At 29.9% G+C, this 25,819-nt stretch carries 17 protein-coding genes; 9 read left to right on the top strand and 8 right to left on the bottom strand.

Annotation, left to right across the window (positions count from 1 at the left end; all coding sequences use genetic code 11):
* Positions 1 to 17: 17 nt before the first annotated feature.
* The gene (locus H527_RS0120360; protein WP_027414344.1) at positions 18 to 2,273 is read left to right on the top strand and encodes a right-handed parallel beta-helix repeat-containing protein; all 2,256 of its coding nucleotides are present in this window, start codon (positions 18 to 20) and stop codon (positions 2,271 to 2,273) included.
* Here H527_RS0120360 and H527_RS0120355 read toward each other — a convergent pair.
* The 8 genes from H527_RS0120355 to H527_RS0120320 form a co-directional block, all read right to left on the bottom strand.
* Positions 2,270 to 4,654 carry a TonB-dependent receptor gene (locus H527_RS0120355; protein WP_027414343.1) on the bottom strand — a complete coding sequence of 795 codons (2,385 nt, stop codon included), beginning with the start codon at positions 4,652 to 4,654 and terminating at the stop codon, positions 2,270 to 2,272. The two genes, H527_RS0120360 and H527_RS0120355, sit on opposite strands and share 4 nt — an antisense overlap.
* A 151-nt stretch (positions 4,655 to 4,805) precedes the next feature.
* Positions 4,806 to 5,348, bottom strand: coding sequence for a hypothetical protein (locus H527_RS0120350; protein WP_027414342.1), 543 nt, complete (start codon positions 5,346 to 5,348; stop codon positions 4,806 to 4,808).
* A 647-nt stretch (positions 5,349 to 5,995) separates the two neighbouring features.
* On the bottom strand, positions 5,996 to 6,337 hold the full coding sequence (locus tag H527_RS23390) for a hypothetical protein (RefSeq protein ID WP_051316890.1): 342 nt from the start codon (positions 6,335 to 6,337) through the stop codon (positions 5,996 to 5,998).
* A gap of 36 nt (positions 6,338 to 6,373) precedes the next feature.
* The gene (locus H527_RS23385) at positions 6,374 to 7,273 is read right to left on the bottom strand and encodes a DJ-1/PfpI family protein (RefSeq protein WP_051316889.1); all 900 of its coding nucleotides are present in this window, start codon (positions 7,271 to 7,273) and stop codon (positions 6,374 to 6,376) included.
* Positions 7,274 to 7,295: 22 nt separating this feature from the next.
* Complete coding sequence (locus H527_RS0120335; RefSeq protein WP_027414341.1) at positions 7,296 to 13,568, bottom strand: non-ribosomal peptide synthetase; 6,273 nt, start codon at positions 13,566 to 13,568, stop codon at positions 7,296 to 7,298.
* Positions 13,569 to 13,670: 102 nt separating this feature from the next.
* A complete protein-coding gene (locus tag H527_RS0120330) occupies positions 13,671 to 14,204 on the bottom strand; it encodes an FcoT family thioesterase (protein ID WP_211235750.1) in 534 nt (177 codons plus the stop codon).
* A 13-nt stretch (positions 14,205 to 14,217) separates the two neighbouring features.
* Positions 14,218 to 15,102, bottom strand: a complete 885-nt coding sequence (locus H527_RS0120325; RefSeq protein ID WP_035089336.1) for a TauD/TfdA dioxygenase family protein — start codon at positions 15,100 to 15,102, stop codon at positions 14,218 to 14,220.
* 18 nt (positions 15,103 to 15,120) lie between these two features.
* Complete coding sequence (locus H527_RS0120320; RefSeq protein WP_211235749.1) at positions 15,121 to 16,764, bottom strand: long-chain-fatty-acid--CoA ligase; 1,644 nt, start codon at positions 16,762 to 16,764, stop codon at positions 15,121 to 15,123.
* 230 nt (positions 16,765 to 16,994) lie between these two features.
* Between H527_RS0120320 and H527_RS23380 the strand changes: the two genes are divergently transcribed.
* From H527_RS23380 to H527_RS0120280, 8 genes are all read left to right on the top strand, one after another.
* Entirely contained in the window at positions 16,995 to 17,390 is a 396-nt protein-coding gene (locus H527_RS23380) for a hypothetical protein (protein WP_155837975.1), read from the top strand.
* A 34-nt stretch (positions 17,391 to 17,424) separates the two neighbouring features.
* Positions 17,425 to 18,270: an AraC family transcriptional regulator gene (locus tag H527_RS22830; RefSeq protein ID WP_162143837.1), complete on the top strand. Its 846-nt coding sequence runs from the start codon at positions 17,425 to 17,427 to the stop codon at positions 18,268 to 18,270.
* A gap of 447 nt (positions 18,271 to 18,717) precedes the next feature.
* The gene (nrdG, locus tag H527_RS0120305; RefSeq protein WP_035089331.1) at positions 18,718 to 19,167 is read left to right on the top strand and encodes an anaerobic ribonucleoside-triphosphate reductase activating protein; all 450 of its coding nucleotides are present in this window, start codon (positions 18,718 to 18,720) and stop codon (positions 19,165 to 19,167) included.
* A 5-nt stretch (positions 19,168 to 19,172) separates the two neighbouring features.
* Positions 19,173 to 21,047, top strand: a complete 1,875-nt coding sequence (nrdD, locus tag H527_RS0120300; protein WP_027414336.1) for an anaerobic ribonucleoside-triphosphate reductase — start codon at positions 19,173 to 19,175, stop codon at positions 21,045 to 21,047.
* 120 nt (positions 21,048 to 21,167) lie between these two features.
* Entirely contained in the window at positions 21,168 to 21,602 is a 435-nt protein-coding gene (locus H527_RS0120295; protein ID WP_027414335.1) for a c-type cytochrome, read from the top strand.
* Between the two features lie 24 nt (positions 21,603 to 21,626).
* A complete protein-coding gene (locus tag H527_RS0120290) occupies positions 21,627 to 22,967 on the top strand; it encodes a cbb3-type cytochrome c oxidase subunit I (protein WP_027414334.1) in 1,341 nt (446 codons plus the stop codon).
* 191 nt (positions 22,968 to 23,158) lie between these two features.
* On the top strand, positions 23,159 to 24,010 hold the full coding sequence (locus H527_RS0120285; RefSeq protein WP_081414662.1) for a CbbQ/NirQ/NorQ/GpvN family protein: 852 nt from the start codon (positions 23,159 to 23,161) through the stop codon (positions 24,008 to 24,010).
* 9 nt (positions 24,011 to 24,019) lie between these two features.
* Complete coding sequence (locus H527_RS0120280; RefSeq protein ID WP_027414332.1) at positions 24,020 to 25,789, top strand: nitric oxide reductase activation protein NorD; 1,770 nt, start codon at positions 24,020 to 24,022, stop codon at positions 25,787 to 25,789.
* Positions 25,790 to 25,819: the final 30 nt, after the last annotated feature.

Below are 25,819 nucleotides of genomic sequence, written 5' to 3'. Positions count from 1 at the left end.
AATATTAAAAACAAATAATGTATAAAAAAATAATTTTTGGAATCATAGTCGTAGCTGTATCTATATTTTTTATCCTCCAGGTTTTTAAAACAGAAAATACAGAAGTAAAAAAAACATTAGAAAGTATAGAAGTTTCAAAAAAAAACGTTCAAGACAATACTTCCTTTGAAAAAGAAATAGAAACCGAAACCGATTCTATGGAGGTATATAACGTTTCTAGTTTACAAGATTTTTTAAACTCCTTAGGGAATGATCGTATTATAAGAATGGATAAAACGATTAATCTAAGTGAGGAGATACAAGACCTTTATTTTAATAGAGAAAATATCTCTTTAATAAAAAACGGCGATTATGGTCTTTTAAAATTCGGAAATGAATACTATAGCATATCGGATGGATCTTATTATAGTAGCGCCGTAGATTCTAACACCGATTTATTTGAGATGTATTTAGAAAATATATATGAAAATCACCTCCTTGAAATACATAACTGTACTAACCTTATAATTGAAGGATATAAAAATAATACTGTTGCTTTTGTCACTAATCAAAATGAGGGTGCTGTAATTTCGTTTCAGAAGAACACTAATCTTAGTATAAAAAACTTACAATTTTATCACAGCCCTACAGCTGATGGTGGTTGTGGAGAATATGCACCTGTAGTAAGCTTTTATGAAGATAAAAACTTAATTATAGACAATTGCTCGTTTAATGGGAGTGGTACCGAAGGTATTATAGCAAATAATGTCACAAATTTTTTGGTAAATAATAGTAGAATATTTAACTGTAGTAACACAGGAGTTTTTTTAAATACGGTTGAAAAATTCACTTTACAAAACAGCAACATAGACAATAACACACTAACAAACAGTGTGATTAGCATAAAAAACAGTAATGCTTTAATAGAAAACACAAATATATTATCTAATGTAGGATCAAAAAGTAGATTCTTGTATGTAGATGAAAATTCTACAATTAAATTTAAAAAATGTAAAATAGAAAATAACGATAAATTCTATTTAGATTCTGAACAAGAATTATTTTTTGAAGAGGATTGTATACTTCAAATGTCAGATTTCAAAGATTATGAGGATTATTTAGACAAAGAAAAAACTCCAATAATTAAAGATAAAGAGCAGTCTACTAATAAAGGTTTATCTCTGGCTCATATCCCCGGTATTATTATTCATAAGAGTGATAATATAAATCAGAATATGCTTAAAAAATATAACTCAAAACTCTCTGAGCTATACGCTATATTACCTAAATTCTCGACTATAAATTTTTTCCACTTAAACACCTCTGATCCCCTAAATTTTATAGCACAAGACAGCACTTATTATCTACCCCAAAATAAGACTGCTGAAGATTATAAAATTATTTTTTGGGATGGAGTAAAAAAACCTTTACCTATTAGTTTATCCGAAAAAAGAGATCCTTTTCTGGAGTTTAAAAAGTATTTTGGAGTAAAAACAAAAGAAGAAATATTAGCTTTATTCGGAGGAAAGAAAAAAAAACCTTCAACAAAACTAAGCAATGAATTGATATTTAAAGACATAACCCCTAATCACTATCTCCATCCTGAATCTCTATTTCATATTCCTAAAAATGTTAGATACATCAAAACAGATATTTATAGTGATGGAAAATTAATCGAATATTATGAATACTTTTTTGCAAAGAACAAAAAATTAGATTCTCTTTTCTCCAGTCGGTCCTCTTGTAAATATAAGGTTAGTTATAATAAAAATGGTCTAATAAACTTTATAGAAAAAACACAGTTAAAGTCTAAAAAGAAAACATACCTTTTTTATCTCATGACCAGTGACCGTACTATCGGTAAATATAAAACTGATAGTTTTGATTCTAAAACAACTAACAATAATCTAGAAGCAGTTTTTACTATTAATAATAAATATGAAATAACTCAAACCAATTACCCTCAAACTTGGAGTGAAAATTATATTCAGTATTATAAATTCGAGGATAATAAAGTGGATATAATTAAAGCTAAATCGGGAAATTATACTTTTATTTTGGGGTATGGTTTTGATAAAAATAATAAGGTTTCTAAATTCTTTTTTACAAATGAACATATAGAACTAGAAAAGGATTTTGAGTTATTAACTCCAAAATTAGCTAAGAATCATGTGATTTCTGACAAGGATAACGAAATAGCTTTTTTTTATGATAAAAAAGGTTATTGTTCTAAGGTTATATCAAAAACAAATGGGAAAATAAATAATTTAATAACTCATACCTATAAATTCTAAAACTTATAAATTAGACTTGTCGTAAATGTACGAGGGCGATTAAGAATAGATGCCTTAAATTGTCCAGGCATAGAAAAACTTATATAACGTTTATTAAACACATTTTTTACCCCAAATGCAAGTGATATATTATTGTTTATTATAGATAATCTAGTGTTAAAAATTTGATAAGTACTCTGTTTTATAGTATTTACTAAATCAAAATATTGATCTCCAATAATACGCCACTCTCCTCTTATAGCACCTGTAATATTTTTCTTTTTAAATACAGGAAATAATTGTTGTACCCCTAGAAATGAAGTAAATTTTGGAGATAATATAGTTCTGTTTCCTTTAATATTTGTTCCTAAAAACTCAAATCCGCTATATCTACCATTATTGATTCCTAATGAAAAATCCGCCTGAAAGCCAGAAAATGGTTTTGCTGTTATTTCTGTTTCTAATCCATAAGATTTTACATTTCCTATATTATCAATTATCCAAATCCCTCCTATATCTGGCCGATCTGTCTGCTGTGAAAAGTAATACAATTGCATATCTTGCCAACGCATTACATACCCTGTAGCGGCAATAATATATTTATTATTGTTGGATAACCATTTATAACCAGTCTCAATAACATTAGAGTATTCTGAATCAAAACTTGAAAAACTGTTTTCGCTAACTACTCTATTATTAATCCCTCCAGATTTAAATCCTCTGGCATAAGATAAATATAGTTGATGATTAAAAACCGGGGTGTAATTAAACACCAGTTTTGGACTTAATGCATCAAAGTTTTTTTTACGATTAATAGATTCTATAACATCAAGTTGATTTTCTGTATTTGTATCTGACACACTTGCTTTAATATTTTTTATTTCTGCGTCATACCTCCCATGAAGAGTAACATTAATTTTTTCTGAAACTTGATATGAAATCTTTCCAAATCCTGATATCCCTACATTTTCTTGAAAATCTTTATATTCTTGAATAGTAGATTTTCCGACATAAGAATATTGTTTTTTATAGTTTTGAAAAAAAGCTGATCCACCAAACAACCAAGATAATCGCTTTTCTTTATTTGACTCTATTTTAATTTCCTGACCAATAACTTCCAAAGGAAAAGGATCTCCTAGTTTTCCTTTATAACTGGAAGATGCAGAATAAAAATCAAAAGGGGTTAGATCCCCGTCTATTTTGTCATATCCTATTTTAACTTTAGAATAATACGAAGAATTTTTTATCGTATAATTAGTTCCCTTGTATTTTATTCCTAAAGAAATATTTAATACATCTCTATAATCGCTGCCAATTGAGTTTACAGAAAACTCATCAGGATTATCTAATGCTTTTTGAGGAGTTAATGCCGCTTGGTAAAAAGAGCTAGTCCCTATGGATTGATCTACCTGCTTTTTAATATTAAAAAGAAAATTTAATTTTTCGTTGGGCTTAAATTTTATATCGACATTACCATAAAACGCTTGTTGATCTCCCATTCTAACACCATTTTCAGGGCTTTTCTCTAAAGGCTTTCCTTCAAATGAAAATGTACCTGTTAGGTTGTTTCTATAAAACCCATGTTGATTGTTAAGTTTACCATCAATACCTATAAAAAGTATGTTTTTTATTATAGGTGTTTTAAACCCAGCTGCATAACTATAAAGTCCTAGATTTCCGATACTAGTTTCTATATATACAGATTTCTTATTAGATGGCTTTTTTGTAACAATATTAATCACTCCTCCTATAGCATCTTGCCCAAAAAGCGCTCCTTGAGGACCTCTAAAAACTGTTATTTTCTCTATATCATTAAGTAATAAATTATTGGCAGAAATATTAAATGTATTAATTCCATCTATATAAGTAGCAACAGAAGGCACCTCACTAAAAGCACTTACTCCTCTAAGTGTTATTTGCTGCTGATAACTTACTCCTAAATCACTATAAACATAATTAGGAATTAAACTGTTTAAGTCATTTAACAGTCCTATTTGTGTTTCTTTTATAGACTTAGAAGAAATTTCAGAAACAGAAGCCATTGTATTTAAAATGTTTTTTTCGTGTTTATTTTCTTGTATAATAACCGTCTCCAATTCCTGAATATCTTTTTTCATAGAAAAATCTAATAAACAAGAATAAGAATTACATTGAATTACCTCTATTAGTGTTTTATATCCATCTGCCAATATTATAATCTGATGTGTTCCTTCTTCCATGTTAATGGTATAAACACCATTACTATCAGTAAGTGTATTGATTGATTGCTTTTCTATTAATATGGATGCTTCTGGTATTGGTGTTCCATCTGTGTTTGTTATAGTACCTTGTCTAAGTTGCGCATACGAAGGAGAGTAACTTAGACTAAAAATAAGGAGGATAATTATAATCGTTTTATTCATATTTTATACAGAACTAAATTCTTGTTTTTAAGTTATTATAAATCCATATTCTCTCTCAATAGTCATACAATACCACTTAAGTTTTATGTTTGAAGTGGTTTTATTTTTTTTGATTTTAGTAAAAAAACAAAACCACTTCTCCTAGTTATTACTAGTTAGCTCCAAAGGTTAAACAAAATGTATTATTCTGGCTATTAAGATCTGATTCGAAGGTTCCTATAGAGGTTTTGTCAATTCCCCATGCTATTGAACAAATTTTTGCTGAAGAAACCCCTAAAAACTGTAGTGTACTTTCTACATTTAAAAAAGGTATAGGTTCTTGTTTATAAGTAAAAGATCCACTAGAAACTAAATCATTATCAATCGTTATCATAGTAGCTGCATCCTCTCCTGTATTAGTTAAAGTAAGATCGAATTGATTAGTGTCATTGATTTTAAGAGAAAGATATACATTTGTTCCCGCAGGAATAGTAGTTTTTCCTACATTCTTTATTAGAAATTCAAAAACTACATTTCCTGTAGAAATCACTTGATCATTAGTATAGTTTTTTAAGGTTAGTTCCAAATCATGTTTTATAACAGATTCTGTTACAACAGGTTCACTACTATCATCATCACTGTTACAAGAAAAAAGCAGGAATAAGGATGTAGTTATACTTAGGATTGATTTACTTAATTTATATGATATATTCATTTAGGTAATTTTAATTATGTTATTAATCTTAATTCGATGTAAAAAAATTACATCAGTCCAAACCAACAAAGGAGGATTTTAGTTTCCCTTCTAAAAAAAAACGATTCTAGATACAGCTTTTTTTTAACGCTCTAACTTATTTAGACCCCAGGTTATTAGGGTCCTCATACGAACGGTAATTTAAAAAGGAATAAATAAAAGCTTAAAACTTGTTTTATATGATATTAGTTTTCTAAAATTGACTTAACAACCTGATTTTGATATATACTAAGATGTTCCATAAAAAACTATCAATTCGAGTAATTTTTCGTATTAGTCTCTCGATAAAGCTTATCTTGATACTGTCTCAAGGCTCGAGATAATGTAGAAAAAAATTGGTTTTCGACAAACTCAACAGAGGTATTTAAAATTGGTTTTCGATACAAAATTCTTAACAGAATTTTACTCTAATTGATGTATTTCAGGTTAATTGAACTCAGGTTAATATTACTCCAGAATTGGATTAATTTATCAATTTATAATTAGGTATTCATAAATAGCAAGATGAAAAACCATGATCAAAACTAATCATATATAGTTGTCTTCCTTTATTTATAGAATAAAATAAAGGAAGATTGTATTACAGTTTTATTTTTATTTAGTATGATTTATATGTATTCAGGAGGGTGATCAATAGGGTACAAAATTTCGTATACTACCAGAGATGTTATACTCCAGTTTTTAATAGTATCTATATAGCCAAAATCATGAGATTGTTTAAGTTCTATATCTTCTGCTTTAAAGTAAAGAGGAGAAAAAACATCTTTAATAGAGATACTTTTCTTATTATTATCAGTTGTCGTACCTATTTTAGATAGTAGATGACATTTTCCATTACATTGTAATTTAGGTCTATCTTTATTAATACAGAATTTTTTAATAATAGTATCTATATTATATTGATAATATACTATAGTACTTATTTTGAAAATTGGTTGTGCTGTAAACAAGACACATAATATTATTGAAAAAATAAATCTCACGTATTATAAAAGATTTTCTGATGTTTTCTTGACTTGTTCAAGGCTATCTATTAATGGTTCTACCCCAGCATCATACATAGCTTCCATCATATATTTCATTACAAACCCGGTTTTCTCAGGAGTTCCTCCTTCTATCGGAGGTTTTGGATCATATTCCATATCTAACATAACTCCCTCGGTATAATTTTTCCCTAATATTTCATACATCATTGCCAACGACATATCCATTCCTGCTGTTACTCCTGCAGAAGTCCAATATTTCCCATCTTTTACGTAACGTTTATTTACATATTGAGCACCATATTTTTCTAACACCTCTTCTGCTTTATACCAGTGTGTTGTTGCTTTTTTATTTTTTAATAATCCTGTAGCTCCTAATACCCATGCTCCAGTACATACACTTGCTGTATAAACAGAATTTTCATCTATTTTTCTTATCCATTCGTGTAGTTTTTTGTCATACACATTTTTTATAGTCCCCTGAAAACCTCCTGGTATAATCAAGATGTCTAATTGATTTATAGAATCAATGACCGCATCTACAACAATTTCTACTCCATCTGTAGTTTTAAAAGTACCAGGTTTCATACCTATAAATTGAGTTTTAGCAGATAAAATCTGTCCTAAAACATGGCGAGGTCCCATAACATCTAATGAATTGGTATCATCATACACTAAAATTCCTATGTTTTTTATAGAATACTTGGGTTTTCCAAAAAGCGTATTCATTAACATGTCATGGTTTTCTTCAGTTATCTCTGGAATACTATCGATCGTTATATCATTTTCAGTTTGTTTTTTATCAGAAATGAGTGCTGAGTCTTGTTTAGTATTACATGAGGATACTATTATGGCCAAGACACCAATTAATATTTTTTTTAAGACAGTCTGATTATAAAACATATTTATTTATTATTAATTTTCGTTAAACTACTACATCTCCTACAAGGTTTTCTTTTTCTTTTACGTAGTCAAAATACTTCAACACAATTTCAGAATTAATATTAGGAAATAAAATATCACTGTTTTCTATTTTTTGCTCTGTAAAAGTCGTATCAAACTCTAGTTTGGCTGTAAGTTCTTTATTTTTTCGTATAATAAGTTCTTCTTTATTTAATTCCAAATACTCTAGCATAAACGGAGGAACTGGAAGTTCTGGATTTAATTTTAGAAGTTTTAACCATTCATACATAGATAATTCTTTAAGAGATAAACCATTTTTTAATTCACTATATTTTTTAAAAATAGTATATAATGAAGATGGTTTTCCTACCAAATGAAAAGTTTGGTTTAACGCATTTTTTTGGAGAGATAAATATACCAAAGATTTCGCAACAATATCCACAGGCATCATAGGTAATTTTATATTTAGATCTTGATTAATCATAGCTCCTACTGTAATACAACTCTTTATAAACCCATAAAACCATTGTTTATTATCTAATCTACCTTTTATACTATCTCCAGTTGTTAATCCTAATCTATAAATAACGCAAGGTAACCCTGCTTTTTGTGCTTTTAAAATTACATTTTCACTAACCCATTTACTTGTAGGATATCCATCGCTTTCATAATGGATCTCGTTTTCTGATGTGCTTTTTTCTGTTATTATTTGAAATTCTTTACGAACTGTGTTATTAAAAACCGCTAGTGTAGAAGTATAATGTAAAGGTTTTATTTTATGCTTTGATGCTAATTTAATAATCTCTAGCGTGCCTTCTACATTGGCAGGTTTAAGATCTTGGTAGGTTGCCATATGATTCATATGTGCGGCATTGTGATAAATCACATCAATGGTTGTACATAATTCATCAAATGTTTCAGGGCTTAGCCCTAGTAATGGCGTTCCGATATCGCCTACCATACTCTGTATTCGTATTGCATACTCATCCAACCACAAATCATACGCAGTCATTACGTTTTTGATTTTTAAAAAGGCCTCTTCTTTAGAGTTTGCTCTTGTCAAACAATATAATTGAGCACTGGTGTTTTCTAATAACTCGCGAAGTAAAAATGCCCCTACAAACCCTGTACTTCCTGTTACAAAAATATGTTGAGGCGTTGTTGGGAAAACAAATTTGGTTAACGGAAAATGAACTGTAGGATCAAATTGTATTTCTTCTTCTAAGTTTACTGCTTGATCCGTACTCGTTCCATTTTTTATACATACTGCAAGTTCTTGAGGAGTAGGAAACTTAAACAGGTCTTTTGCAGCCAGCTTAGAATGTACAATTGTATTTATTTTATGTATCGCTTTCATTACTAAAAGTGAATGTCCTCCTAATTCAAAAAAACTATCTAAAACTCCTACTTTTTCTATTTCTAATATCTCTTTAAAAATTGTTACTATTTTTTTTTCGAGATCATTTGTAGGCGCGATATAGTTTTGTTCTATTCCTGTAAAATCGGGTAATGGTAATTTTTTCTTATCAATTTTACCATTAGAAGTCAACACAAACTCATCTATTAAACATATAGAATTTGGAATCATATAGTGCGGAATTTGACTCTCAAGGAATTCAAAAACCTCCTTTTTATCTACAACTTCTTTCTGTTTTATATACGCAATAATTTGTTTGTTATCTTTTGATACTTCTTTGACAAGAACTACGCATTGTAGTACATTAGGATTTTTGAGCAATACATTTTCTATTTCGGCTAATTCGATTCTATAGCCTCTTATTTTTACTTGCTCGTCTATTCTACCAATATACTCTAACTGATTTTTATAATTGTATTTAACAATATCTCCAGTTTTATATAATCGGGTATGTTTTTGAAAAGGATTACTAACAAAACGTTCTTTGGTAAGCTGGGGGTTATTTAGATATTCTTTTGCTACTCCTTCTCCTCCTACATACAATTCTCCTGCTACGCCATTAGGTAGCAAATTCATATTTTTATCTAACACATAACAACTAAGTGTTGGAATTGGAACTCCAATAATGTTCGCTCCTTCATTAATTTCTGTAGCTGTAATTTTTTGATAGGTGACATGTACGGTTGTTTCTGTAATTCCATACATATTGACCATTTTACAATTTGGATATTTGATATGCCATTGTTTTAATAATGCTGGTTGTAATGCTTCTCCACCAAAAATGACATACCTCGTATTTAATTCTTCTGGATATATATCTATTTGATCTTGTAATGCATAAAAAGAGGATGGAGTCTGGTTAAGTATGGTTACGTTCTCAGATGCTAATAGTTTATAAAACGAAATTGTATCTTTCCTCACATAATCAGGGACAATTACTAAACGGCCACCAAACAACAAGGCTCCATACATCTCCCACACCGAAAAATCAAAACAATAGGAATGAAAGAGTGTCCATACATCATTTTTATTAAAATCAAATAGTGCTTGATCTGTTTTTAATAAACGAACTACGTTTTTATGGGTAATCACAACTCCTTTTGGGTATCCTGTGGTGCCAGATGTATAAATTATGTATAAAGCATCTTCCGGGCTTATAGTGAGGTCTAAATTTTCGGATGCTTCTTTTGCAATCTCTTTATTCTCTAAATCAGCAATAATAACAGACAAGGTATCTATTTCTTTTATAAGCTTAGATAAAACAGGAGTACAAATAATAGCTTGAGGTTTTGCATCGTCGATACTATACTTGATCCGTTCTATTGGATATGAAGGATCTACCGGAACATATGTGGCTCCTGTTTTTACAACTGCCAAAACACTCACCATCATCTCTATCGATCTATCGATACAGAGAACTACTTTATCCTTCTGGGCGACTCCTTTTGTTCTTAAAAAATTGGCTAGTTGATTTGCTTTTGCATTAAGTTCTCCATAGCTTATATGCTGGTCTATATAAGTTAATGCAACATGATCGGGAGTAGATTTCACTTGTTCTTCAAACAAATCTATCAATGTCTTTTCTTTTGAATATCCGATATTAGTTTTATCAAAATTAGTTAAAAACATTGTTTTTTCTTCTTTAGAAAGCACCTCTATATCAGCTAGTAGAAGTTTTTCATTGGTCGTAATCTGATCGATAATACGCATGAAATATTTCAAATGCTTTTCTATTGTTTTCTTTTCAAAAAGAAGTTTTTTATACTTAAAATTTACTTGTAATGTGTCTCTAAAATCATATACCTCCATTGCATACTCATCTTGTGTTTCTTGATATACGTCGTATATTGGCACAATAGTATCTCCTAGAAGTGTGGTATCTAGAATTGTATCAAAAATATTTTGATAAGTATATGATACATTTATATTAAATTCATTTGATCTTTCTTGTCCTTCTGATAACTCAGCAAGTAAACCTGTTAAGGGATATGCTGCATGATCCAAGCTTGATAAAAAGCATTCTTTTACACTCAAAACATTTTGTAATACTGTTTTTTGAGTATCGAGTTCTGATCTCATCAAAATGACATTTACAAAACACCCTAAACTATCTTCATATATTGTTTTTTGTCTACCTTCTGTGGGAGTAGCAATAGTTATATCATCTTGTTGGGTTAATTTATGTAGTAGTATCTTAAAACCTGCCATTAACAATACAGATAAACTTACCTTCATCCTAATAGCAGTATCCTTTAGTTCTTGTAACACTACTCCTTTGATTTGAGTACTTATGATTTCTTTGTCTTGATGTGGTATTGCTATATTCTGAATGTGATCATAAGGTAATTGTAAAGGTGTAATATTTGTTAACTGCTTTTTCCACCAGGACAAATCGGTATCTGCCTGAGAGCTCTTCATATATTGATGTTCCCAGGTTACAAAATCAAAAAAATGAGTATTCGTTTTCCCTAATCTATTTTTTTCTCCCTTTTCTATGGTATAGTATACCTCCCAGAAGAGTTTCATAAATAGTGTTCCTGATAATCCGTCTAAAATTGTATGATGTATTATGAATACCAAAAATTGTTGCCCGTTATTTTTATCCGTTCTAATATATACTCTTAGTAAACAGTCTTGTTCTAAATCAAAAGGTATTCTTGTTAATTTCTTAAATTCTTCTTCGGGTGTGCTTGTAAAGGTACTTTGATCGATATCTAAACAGTGAGATATCGGATGTATTTTTTGAATAACCTGTTCATTTTCATTTTGAAAATACACTCTCAAAACAGGATGCTTTTCTAATAAAAAAGCTAAGGCTTGTAATACGATATTGGATTGGATATCTTTTTTTATTAAAAAGATAATCGGTAAATTATAAGTACTTGATGAGGGGTCTAACTCGTGAACTAACCAAAGTCCTTTTTGAAACAAGGTCACTTTATGAGAAAAATCATGAGACATGCTTAACTCAGTAGGTATAGTTTCTAGGTTTGATGGAGTTACTTGTTTCTTTGTTGCTATTAATTGAAAAAAATCTTCAAAACTATTTACTCCCAATGCTTCGCCTATTTTTATATCTATCCAAAGTTTTTCATTTATTCGTCTAATGAATTGTATCATCTTTATAGAATCAAAACCATACTCCATAGGAGAAATAGAGAGGTCTAGTTTTTCTAATTCCAAATTAAAAACTTCTAATAAGGTATTGGATATAATCGTTTTATCTACTTTTTCTGAGGAGATTATCGCTTTTTCAGGTTTTTTTATATTTTTTTCTAGTAATTCTGCTTGCTTATTAATCGTTATATTATTGTATTTTTCTAAAATCACATGTGCATTTACCCCTCCAATCGCATAGCTATTGAGCGCTACACGTTTTGGGTAAGGAGTTTTTTTCCACGGGATTGTTTCTTTTTGAATTGATAAATTACTATCTGTAGGGATCTCCGTATTTATAGTTTGCAGGTTCTTTACCCCAGGAATCATTTCATACTCAAATGCTTTTATTGCTTTTACTAACGAAGCTAGTCCTGAGACTAACTCGGGATGACCTACTACAGGTTTTACGGTACTGATATGCCATTTTTTATCTTGTTGATTGCTAAACGAGGTATAACTATCATGTATTGAAGATAATTCAATAGCATCAGCAAGAGGATTTGCAATACCATGTGCCTCTATATAATCTATCGTATCTACTTCTATATTAGATTTTTGAATACATGATGTAATGGTATTTTTTATTCCTATTGCTTTTGGAGCTTCCATAGAAAAGTTTTTTCCTCCATGCGCAACAGTTGTGGCTTTTACAATTGCTAGGATATTAGCATTGTTTTTTAATGCTTTGGACAATGTTGTTAATATCATTGCTCCCGCTCCTTCGCTTCTTACAAATCCATTTGCCTCATCACTAAAACTAAGCATTTTATTATTATAACTTAACAAATCGTTATATACCTTTTGATTTGCTTGAATTTGGAATGTTTTTTTAGAAATTATATTTACTCCCCCTATAATTGCTTGCTCACATTCTTCTGCTTGTATACTCTGTATTGCTCTGTGCATAGCCACATAGATACTGGTACAAAATGTATTAATAATTTCACTAGGGCCATTAAGGTTTAATCTAAATGAGATCTCATTGGATAATGGTATTTGATATGGAGTATTTACAGAAAGATCTTCTATTCCTCTATCAGATACAAAAAACACTCCTGTTTTTGATGCAATTAATTCATCTAAAGAAATAGCATATGCATTTATAGCATTACTAATTGTAGTGTAGGCTATTTTTTGTTGTTTAGGCATTTTTATAAATACCTCTTCGGTTATCCCTAAGGATGACAATTGTTCTTGATATGTTATGACAGGAAATTCATTAAACAAAAATGATTCATTTATCGCATCTTGATCTATGTTTTGATTTGTAATAGATTTTTGCCACAATTCATTAGGATTCATTGCCTCTGGAAACATACTATCCATTGCAATAATAACAATCTGGTCTTCGTCTTTTTCTAATACAATTGATGAGTTTTGTTTTTCTTGAAGTGGTTTTTTTTCTGTCTCAGACTCTTCAATATCAAGTATTAAAACATCTTTTAGTATATAATGAACTAAAAGATCTAATGTGGGATAATCAAAAAATAAAGTAGTTTTTAAAGAACATTCTAGCTCCGTTTCTAGATGTATTTTAAAATTTACTGCTTCCATAGAACTTATTCCTAATTCTACAAAATCTTGATCAATTGCTATTTCGTTTTTATCATCGAATTCCAAAAATTCAGCTAGTAATATTTGTATATACTCTGTAAACACATCTACTCTTGATGTTATTTTACTGTTTCTAAGTTTTTCAATAATAGGATATATAGCCATTTTTTTACAGAATAAAAAGAATAAGTATTATGCTCAATCAAAAATGAATAGTAGTATCAGATTAATACTACTATTCATTTTTTGTTTATAAAATTTTGTTTTCTAAGGATTTAAAATTGCTAATGTAATCTCGCCAAAGGATCTACCACCATCATCATCATAATATTTACAAGACATTATAATGAATGTACAACTCGCTTTTTTGGTAATAGTCTTAATCCCAACCTCTCCATAAAATTGATCCGAATTAATAGGTCTTTTATAAGATGATTGAATATTTACAATTAGGAAATGTGATAATTGTTTTTCAAAAAACTCATTGCCATTGTTTTTAGAAAACCCTTCTAGTTCAGGAATCAACCCTTCTTTAATAGAATATCCAAGATACGTATACCCTATTTGGTTAAAGCAAATATTAAATTCTACAGCATTAAAATGACCTGTATCATCAATATAACAAGACTCTTTAATCTCAAAATCTCCTTTTACGATCGGATATTCGTTAGAATCCTTATCATATTCAAAAACTGCTTTTTTTAGATAACTTGTATCTTCTCTATAGGGGCGCAGTATTTTTTTAACAAACCCATCATCTATTGTGATTTGGCTTGGTTTTTTTTGGGCTATCGTTTTCATAGACATATTATGTTTACAGTCCTACATAAAAAGGTTGATCATCATAAATCCCAATACGGTAACTTTTGCTTTTATCTCCAGCAGCAAGAGGCGATGACATGTGTAATAAATATCTATTATCCCAAATAATAAGATCTCCTTTTTCCCATGAGTGAGCATGTATATGTTCTTTTTTCTCTATAAAATCAAATAATTCATTTAATATTTTTTGATTTTCTTCATAAGAAATCCCATCAAATTTCATGGTAAAACCTCTACTTGCATATAGTATTTTATCTCCTGTTACGGGGTGCTCAATTACAGCAGGATGTTTTACAAAAGGAACCATTTCGTTCATTTTATCGATAAGCTGTTGTATTGATTTATCGATATCCTCTGGCGTTACTTTATATCTGTTATTTCCTCCATGAATAAGAGTCGCATCTTTTACAAATTCTTTGAGATGATCAGGAAGGTTATTATATACTTGATGCATATTAATATAACGTGTTTCTCTTATTGTTTTTGGAATAATTATAGGGGTAATAGACGTGAATGACAAAGGATTTTGTTCAAACTGACAGTCTGTATGCCAATAATGTCCTGTTCCTGCAACTCCTACCTTCTCCCCTTCTTTATTTACATTAGAGGATACAAAAATTTCTGGAAAATCAGGATGATGATAATTTTTTTGAAAATAGACCTGAGGAGTTCCTAGCTTTTTTGTAAAATCTACATACTGTGATGGGGTAAAATCCTGATTCCTAATTACCACTAATTTGTTTCTGTAAATAGCTCTTCTTATTTCTATAATCTCTTCGCTTTCTGGTGATAAATCTCTTATATCTATTCCAGTAATAATTCCACCTATCTCATTAGGTTTCGCCTCTTTAATATTAATTTTTTGTGTGGTTTCCATAAAGTTTTTAATAGGTTATTAATTTACTAATCGTTCTTTTTTTTCCCAATAGGGCTCTCGTAATACACGTTTCATGATTTTTCCACTAGAATTCCTAGGCAATGCCTCTACAATCTCTATAGATTGTGGAATTTTATAATCTGCTATTTTTCCTCTGGCATAGTTTATTAATTCACGTTTTTTGAGGGAGTACCCAGCATTAAGAACTATAAAAGCTTTAGCTGTTTCTCCCCAACGTTCATCAGGGATTCCGATAACAGCTATTTCTTCTATTGCCGAATGCTCACTCAATACAGCTTCTATTTCTGCAGGGTATATATTTTCTCCTGAACAAATGATCATATCTTTAATACGATCACAGATATATACATATCCATCTGCATCAATATACCCAGCATCGCCAGTGCGTATCCACCCATCTATTAATGTATTTTTTGTAGCTTCTTCTCTTTTCCAGTAACCAACCATATTAGAAGGAGATTGTATACATATCTCACCAATAGTACCTAATGGCACATCTATAAAATCGGGAGTGACTACTTTTATTACTACTCCAGGTAATGGTTTTCCTGCAGCTTTTATACAATCTTTGCTGATATCAATATGATCCTCTGGTCTTAAACAAACTGCCATATTACCTGTTTCTGTCATGCCATAAATCTGATAGAAATCACAATTCAAGATTCCTATTGCACGACGCATAAGCGGAGGGTTAATTGGCGAACCTCCATAAAGAAAACCTTTTAATGACGATAGGTCTGCTATATCAGAATTGGGCTCTGATAGCATAAACTGCAACATTGCTGGAACCATTGCCATTTTAGTAATCTTATATTTTTCTATATACTCGAGCGCTTGCCATGCTATAAATGTTTCTTGCATTATGAGGGTTGCTCCTGCAATTAAACTTTGAACTCCCCACCACAAACCTCCTATATGAAAAAAGGGGACACAATGTAAAAGGATATCAGTACCATTAATATCCATCCATAAGTCATTATGTTTTGATTGCATAGTATCCAGAAGTCTAAAAAAACTATCGTTTGATAATTGAACTCCTTTTGGTTTTCCTGTAGTGCCACTAGTATACATTTGTAACACAACGTCCTCTGTATCATATAACAGATTAGGAGGTGTCTTTTCTTGTACAGATCTCCATTGTGTGTAATCACTCCAAGAAGAATGTGGTTTGTTATACCCTATAATTTTAGTAAGACCTATAAGTTGTTGTTCTATCTGTGAGATGATTGCATAAAACGCTTGATCTACAAAAAGGATTTCTGCTTCTGCATCCTCTATAATGGTTAAAATCTCTTGGGGGCTCAATCGCCAATTAATAGGCACAAGAACTGCTTTTGCTTTTGCACACCCATATAAAACTTCATAATTAATATGAGTATCTTTTCCTAAAAAAACAATGCGAGCCTCTGGTTTAATCCCCTCTTTCAACAATCCATTAGCAATTTGATTGGTATGTTGATCAAATTCTAAATAAGTTAAAGATATATCCTGAGCTATAATTGCTGTTTTATCCTTATAAGATTTAGACAATAAAACAGTAGTGTCTGCCAAAGTCTTTTTTATTACCTCATCATGATTCATTACTATAAAATATGATTTGTTTTCTATGGTAAATTTCTTATTATATGATGAGCTAATCATTCTAAAAAAAAAGAAATATTTCTCGATAATCAATCTAAGAATATCATAAAAAAGGGAATGTTTTTCAAAAACCAATCAATCCTTTATTAAATAGCTTAAATTTATGTTTAGAAACTGTTTTAAAAAGAAGAAAGTATTTACCTTGGATGTTCAATAGAAGATATTATTAGTTATTGTTAATATATAAATGTATCTCTTAATTATTAATAAAAATGACAAAACTGATATCCATGTTTTTTTGTCTCCTGTTTTTAAATCAGATTGCATTTAATATGTGGATATTAATTGATTTTTATATCAATCAAGACTATATTTCTAAAAATGAATGTGTAAATCGATTTGATAAGATTTCTGATTGCCATGGAAAATGTATACTGTCTTCCAGGTTTGAAAAATATAGAAAAAACACTTCTTCTAAACAAATACCTAACTGTAAGGAAATAGAAATTGAAGCTTTTTTATTTATTCCTATGAAAGCACAGTCAACTCTTTATTTACAGTCTATAAAAACAGGAGAAATTATATCTTTTAATTCACTTTATAATTATTTCTATAAAACTTTTGTATTTCATCCTCCTCGACGTATACTTTCTTTTGTTTATATATACTACTTATTATTAACATAAACCTAAATATATTAAAATGCAAACCAGAGGTCTTATGGCTTGCACTATTGGGTTTTTCGATAGCAATATTGACGATTTTTGTATCTGTGAATTATATGATATTATAGAGCAATTTCCTAAATTAAAGCTACCACATATCCAAGATTTTTATTCTATCATATATATAGAAAAAGCCTCGGGATCTGTAGTAATTGATGAATTTACTATTCCTGTAGATTCAAAACAAATATTGATTATTAAACCTGGTAGTGTAAGTAGTATTAGAATTGATGATAATGCAAAAGGAAAGGTTATATGTTTTACAGAAGATTTTTTTTCTTTAAGATATAATAATAATGTGCTCAATGAATTTTCCTTTATAAAGGATCATACGATCCCTTCTATAACTTTTGAAAATAGTCAACAGGAAAAATGGATACATATTATGGATTTATTATATAAAGAATATATTTATTATGCAAAACATACAAAGAAAGCTTTACGGTCGTATCTAAACATTATATTGTTTGAATTTGAACGAAGTCATCGACCAGAAAAAACAATAGAACGAAATACTTTAGGAAAAAGCAGGATTTCTGCATTTCAGAAATTAATAGAGATTCATTATAAAAACAAAAAAGCTCCATCTGAATATGCTTTTCTATTAAATATTACCACAAATCATTTAAATAAGATTTGTAAACAAGAAGCAGGTAAAACCGCAGGAACTTTTATTAGAAATCATTTATGTATAGAAGCCCAAAGATTACTGTATCATACTAGTTATTCGGTTAGTGAAATAGCTATGGAGCTTGGTTTTAAAAATGTTTCTTATTTTTCTACTTTTTTCAAAAATCAAACTAGAAATACACCAGAAGAGTATAGAAAATCTATATTATAATAAATGATCTCTTTTCTAATGTTTTTTTAGAAATAATTACTAAAAAAAGAGAGTGTTTTAAAAATTAAAACACTCTCTTTTTAGTAATGTTTTAGTAAATTGTTTTATCCAGTTCTTATAAAAAATATTAATAAATCATAACCTATACAGACAAACTCTACCAAGCTGGTTCATAGATAATAAAAAAACATTTATTGAATAAAATCTTTTAGTAATTTTATTTACACACAACACTTTAAGCACTATATATCTTGCTTTTGCGATACCTTAAAATCAAAACTCTTACATCCAATTACATTTTTTTTAAGATTTAGCTAAAATTAGCTATTACTTTTTATTATAGAATTGTTAATAACATACTTAATAACTCAATCTGGATTTCATTATATAAAAAACAATAGTTAGTATTTTTATAAAAGATAAAAAGATCTTTTATTATTATTAATAATGTATTATTATAGCTTTCAAATCGTGTTTCAGGAAGTTCCCGGAGAAATAAGTCTTTGTTTTTCTATTTCAGGATGCACAATTCGATGTAAAGGTTGTCATTCTCCTTATTTATGGAAAAAAAATAGTGGTTCATTACTTACTGTAAGTTTATTTGAAACTTTACTTAAACAATATGCAAACCTAGCGACCTGCGTACTTTTTATGGGCGGGGAATGGCATAATGAAGAATTGATAGTTTTTCTGAAATTATCAAAAAAGAGGAATTATAAAACCTGTCTATATACAGGAGAAGATCAAGTATCTATAGAATTGCTAGCTGAACTTACATGGATCAAAACAGGAAAATGGAATCCATCATTAGGGGGATTAGAAAACAAAAAAACTAACCAAAAATTTATAGAAGTAAAAACCAATAAAATACTCAATTATCTATTTATTAAAAATTAAAATACATGATACGATTAACAGATGAACAAGTAAATAAAAAAATTCATTTCATAGATGATTATATCCACTCAAATAATGCCGCAGATGGATCTAAAGTTGATGCCAATGCAAATGTAACATCCAAGAATATTGCAACCATGGAAGCAGAGTTGAATAAGGATATTAATATTCAAGTAAATAGGGCTTTGGTAAAACGAAAAATAGCTTCGCTTTTTGGCGAAGATTTAGCCAATGAATACACCCGACAAATAGAAGAACATGAAATATACGTACATGATGAAACTTCTCTGAAGCCTTATTGTGTTTCCATTAGTATGTACCCCTTTTTGTTTGATGGGCTTACCAAGTTGGGAGGAGAAAGCAAGGCTCCACAGCATTTAGAGAGTTTTTGTGGAGAATTTGTAAATCTTGTTTTTGCAATAAGTTCGCAATTTGCAGGAGCACTGGCTACGGTAGAGTTTTTAATGTATTTTGACCATTTTGCTACTAAGGACTATGGGGTACATTACCTTGAAACCAATAAAAAACTAATAGCTAACCATTTACAACATGTCGTATACGCTATTAACCAACCTGCTGCTGCCAGAGGATACCAATCCGTATTCTGGAATATTTCTTTATATGATGAAGCTTATTTTACAAGCATGTTTAACGATTTTGTATTTCCAAATATGACCAGACCACAATGGGAAAGTGTGAAAAAGTTACAAGTATTTTTTATGAAATGGTTTAATGAAGAACGCAATAAAGCAATACTCACTTTTCCTGTAGTAACGGCTGCAATGCTTGTAAAAAACGGAAAACCTGTAGATACCGAATTTACAAAAATGTGTGCGCAAGAGTTAAGTGAAGGAAATTCTTTTTTTATTTACCAATCCGAAAATGCTGATAGTTTGGCATCCTGCTGCCGATTACGTAATGAAATTAGCGACAACACCTTTAGTTATTCCCTAGGTGCTGGCGGTGTAGCTACAGGCTCTATAAATGTAATCACTCTTAATATGAACCGGTTAATACAAAAAGAAGCAAACGTTATCGAAGAAGTCCGAAAAGTACACAAGTATCAGGTAGCCTATAGAAAGCTAATAGAAGAATATCAAACATCAGATCTACTACCCGTATATAATGCAGGATTCATATCATTAGATAAACAATTTTTAACAGTTGGAATTAATGGAATGGTAGAAGCTGCCGAAAGCCAAGGCATAGAAGTAAGAAATAACACAAAATATAAGAATTTTGTAAATAAATACCTCAAATCAATTTATGAAGAAAATAAAAGAGGAAAACAAATCTATGGGTATATGTTTAATACAGAATTTGTTCCTGCTGAAAATCTAGGAGTAAAAAATGCAAAATGGGATAAAGAAGATGGGTTATACGTGCCAAGAGATTGCTATAATTCATACTTTTATGTAGTAGAAGATCTACAGACAAACACATTAGATAAAATATTATTACATGGCAAAGAAATCATACAATATTTAGATGGTGGCTCTGCTTTACATCTTAATCTTGAAGAAACTCCTAATAAAGAAGGTTTTATAAAATTGATACATGCTACAGCAAACGCAGGTTGTAATTATTTTTGTTTTAATATTAAAATTACAATTTGTAATGATTGTGAGTATATAAATAAACAGACCATGTATATATGCACAAATTGTAAATCAAAAAATGTAGATCATGCAACACGAGTAATTGGTTATTTAAAAAGAGTATCCAGTTTTAGTTCTGGACGTCAACAAGAACATGATCTTAGATATTATCATAAAAAGCAACCTAAAAATACTTTAACAAACAAAAGAAGTAAAACTTTAAAAAATCTACAAAAACAAGATTATACAAATCTTAATTCTAAGTTTGAAGTTAAGAAGTAATACTCTTATGATAAATATTAAAATATGATATAAATCATATTTCATAAAATAATACTCTTATATATTTGTTTAAATAAAGATAAAAAGGTCTTTTTATAGTTAATTAAAATTAAAATAACTATGTTATCTAAAAAACAAGCACGTAATTTCTTTTTAGGAGGAACATTAGTCACTTTTTTGGCTTTTATTGGATTGACTATCTACTCTTTTAGTGAAGAACAAGATCAATCAAATTATACTAATATAACAGAACAAGTAGTACGCGGCAAATACCTATGGGAAACCAATAATTGTATGGGGTGTCATACTCTTTTAGGAGAAGGTGGTTACTATGCTCCTGAGTTAACTAAAGTTCTGGATCGTAGAGGAGAAGGATATGTAAGAGCTGTATTAATGACACCTGTTCCTTGGGCTCCAAATGAGAGAAAAATGGTTGCTTATGGTTTTTCTAAAGAGGATGCTGATGATATAATAGCCTTTTTTGATTGGATAGACGATATTGATCTTAACGGTTTTGAAACAGTTGTGTCACCCTTAGCAAAAGACAAAGATTAATTAATTAAAAAAGCATAAATAATTATGAAATATAAATCTCAAAAAGTAGCTTATTGGTTTTTTGCGCTATCCATGCTATTATTAATCTTACAAATTATCTATGGATTTATTATGGGCTTTGCTCGTATTGGAATGGATGGGCTACATGAGTTTATTCCTTTTAACACAGCACGAGCAGTTCATACTAATTTATTAGTAGTTTGGTTATTATCTGGTTTTATGGGAGCTGCATATTATATTATACCAGAGGAAGCCCAGCACGAACTAGTTAATGTAAAACTTGCCTATATACAGCTAATTTCACTTGCTTTAGTTGGAGTGACAGCTATAATTGGATATCATTTTAATTGGTGGGAAGGACGTAAATTTTTAGAAATACCCAGGCAATTAGATTTCTTGGTTGTTATTAATGTATTATTATTCTTAGGGTTAATACTAGCAACTCTTTTTAAAGGAAAACGACGAACGACCACTGCATTGGTTCTCTCTATGGGATTACTATTTGCTGCATTGTTATACTTACCTGGGATGTTACCATTTGATAGCCAAGTTACGGACTCCTTTTTTCGCTGGTGGGTGGTTCATTTATGGGTAGAAGGTGTATGGGAGTTGATCATGGGAGGTATCCTTTCTTTCTTACTAATTAAGCTTACAGGAGTAGATCGAGAAGTTATTGAAAAATGGCTCTATGTAATTGTAGGATTAACTTTCCTATCTGGAGTATTAGGCACAGGACATCATTACTATTATATTGGAGTTAATAAAATATGGTTAATTGTAGGAGGTATATTTTCAGCATTAGAACCTTTAGCTTTCTTAGCAATGGCACTTTTTGCTGTAAATATGTATCGAAAAGGAGAAAAAAAACACCCTAATACTATAGCTTTATTCTGGACTATAGGATCAGCGATTGTTTCATTTGTAGGGGCAGGACTACTAGGTTTTGCACATACATTACCACAAACTAATCTATATACTCACGGAACCTTAGTTACTGCTATGCATGGCCACCTTGCCTTTTGGGGAGCATATGCAATGATAGTACTCGCTATTATTAGTTATTCTCTACCTAATTTAACAGGAAGAAAACTATACAATAGTGCAAGAGGTAGAGCTTCATTCTGGATTGCAAATATAGGAATGATAGGCATGACAGTAGCTTTTGGTGTCGCTGGTGTTGCTCAGGTATATTTAGAACGTAAATTTAAAATGGAATTTATGGCTGTACAAAAAGAGATTAGTATTCATTTTGTAGTACTAATCCTTTGTGCAACTTTATTTACTACAGGAATCATATTATATATAATTGATTTCATAAAACATGGCCGTCCAAATGACGAAGCTATGGTAATTCTTGAAGATTAATAGCAAAAATATATAATGAAAGGTCTAAAAAGTAATGAACATGTATCTATATTCTCTTTGCCTCAAGAGGTGTAGTTTACATATCAAAGTTAAAGTGATAAAACAGTTAATATAGTTAATAATCTGGTGCTTTTTATTTATCACTAATACTATCTTTTTAGGCCTTCTTTAATTAAGAAAACATCAATATCATGAGCAATTTATCAAGACATACCTCCCCTATTAATGGTAACAAAACAATAGTATCAAAAACAACTATTAAAATAACACCTCAAAAACCATTTTACAGACCTATCGCAAAAGAGATAGAGGTTTTTGAACATGCTTATAAAAACAAACTCCCAATACTTTTAAAAGGCCCTACAGGAACTGGAAAAACAAGATTTGTTGAATATATAGCATATAAATTAGAAAAAAAACTAATCACAATTTCTTGTCATGAAGAAACCTCATCTACAGATCTGATAGGGCGTTATATTATTAAAGGAGCAGAAACAATATGGATAAATGGCCCTTTAACAAAAGCGGTAAAAGAAGGTGCTATTATTTATTTAGACGAAATTGCTGAAGCAAGACCAGATGTAATAGTAGCAATTCATTCATTAACAGATCATAGAAGAGAATTATTTATAGATAAATTGGGAAAAAACATAAAAGCACATCAAGACTTTATCTTGGTTGCATCCTTCAATCCAGGATATCAAAAAGGGTTCAAAGAATTAAAACCATCTACCAGACAACGATTTATTGCAATATCATTTCAATATCCATCTCCACAAATCGAATCAGAGATTATAGAAAATGAAACAGGCATAGAAGAGGCATTAGCAAAAAAACTGGTACATATTGCAACTAAAATAAGAAATCTTACCGAATTAGGATTGACAGAAACAGTTTCTACAAGACTACTAGTAGATGCTGCAAAATTAATACACTCTGGATTACCAAAACGCCTTTCTGTTAAAGTTGCTGTTGTAGAACCACTTACAGACGATTTGGAAATAACAAATGCATTAACTGATTTGTGTGATTTAATGATATAACTAATTTCTATGTTTGAACCAGACGAATATCTATATAGCAAAATAGTTAACTTTCTTAAAATTAGAAAAAAAAAGTCGCAGAAAAAAATATTACATCTTGTTAAATTAGAAGATATAAAACCTCGATTAACTATTCTGGCTCGTGCTATTACAGGAGAAACAATAGAGATTTTTGAAGCAGAGAGAGAAGGAGGATACAAAAATAATAACTATTTCTTACCTACTCATTTTTCAGAATTTGTAACTATAGAAGAAAATGTGTTGTTTTACCTGTTTAGAATTGTGTATTTGTCTATTCAGAAAAATTTAAGATTCAATTTTATACCTACAGATGAATACACATTAGAAGATGCCCGAAATAAATCTAGAGAAACATCTAATCAAATCCTCTCTGAAGCTAAAAATCAATTTCCTTTTACAGAAAAGATATATCATAAATTGAAAGCACATTTTGAAGCAATACCATCCAAAGAAAATCAGGTAGATTATACTTTTATATATGGTAAATGGATGTGCAATGATGTATTGTTAACCTCCAAAAAAGTACTAAAGAATTTTTCAGAAAAAGCACAAGAGGCTATTCAAAATGAAATACAGACTGTTATAAAAGCTAATGCTGTAGAAGAGATTATAAATATAGAAGTAGATAAAAAAACTCAGGAAGATTATGTACTCACTCATAATTTTGAAAAAGTAGAAACCGCAGAAGAGTATGAAAGTGGGTGGCGTGATTTTGATGGAGATGATGATATAGAAGAGCATGCTAATGCATTAGAAGAACTTACAATGAAACATACTGTTCGGGTAGATGATCCTACACACTCTATATACCAAGCTGATTTTGTAGAAAACACTACAATTTCTGAAAGTATAGAAACCAATACCAAGGGATATCATGTAACTTATGATGAATGGAATTTTTCTAAACGTGTATACAAACCTGATTTTTGTAAGGTATATCCTAAAAATCAAATAGAAACAGATGTAGCATATTACAAAAAAACTATACATAAAAATGCTTCAACATTAACAAGCTTACGTAAAATATTAGCTTCGGTAAATAATAAATATCAACAACATCGTAGACAGATTCAGGGAGAAGAGTTTGATTTAGATATGGTTACCGACCTATTTACTGATGTACATTCGGGACACACCCCATCAGATAAAATTTATTTATCCAAACGAAAAAAAGAAAAAGATATCTCTATTCTAATTTTATTAGATATTAGTTTATCTAGTGATGGATATGCTGCTGGAAATAAGGTTATTGATGTAGAAAAACAAGTATCTATTATTTTCGGAGAAATTCTGGAAGAATTTAATGTGGATTTCTCTATACAGTGCTTTTATTCTAAAACCAGAAACTATTCAACCTATATCACACTAAAAGGATTTGATGAAGATTGGAATAAAGCTAAATTTAAAATAGGGTCAATATCCCCTTGTGGTTATACTCGAATTGGTGCCGCACTTAGACATTCAGGAACGTTACTAGATCAACGAGACACCAAAAATAAATGGGTTATTCTTATTTCTGACGGAAAACCTAATGATTTTGATAAGTATGAGGGTAAATATGGAATAAATGATGTAAAACAGGCTTTAAGAGAGCTAAATCAAAGACAGATAAACTCGTATGCATTAGCTATAGAAGCTCAGGCAAAATACTATTTACCACAAATGTTTGGACATAATCATTATCAAATTCTTACAACACCTATAGAGCTTTTACAATCGTTGGTAAAATTGTACGAAAAAATAAAATATCAAACTTAAAAACGGCTTAATTTTCAACTAGTTTCCATA

The sequence above is a fragment of the Aquimarina muelleri DSM 19832 genome, assembly GCF_000430665.1.
In the GTDB taxonomy this organism is placed as follows: domain Bacteria; phylum Bacteroidota; class Bacteroidia; order Flavobacteriales; family Flavobacteriaceae; genus Aquimarina; species Aquimarina muelleri.
This window is presented reverse-complemented; position numbering and strand designations above follow the sequence as displayed.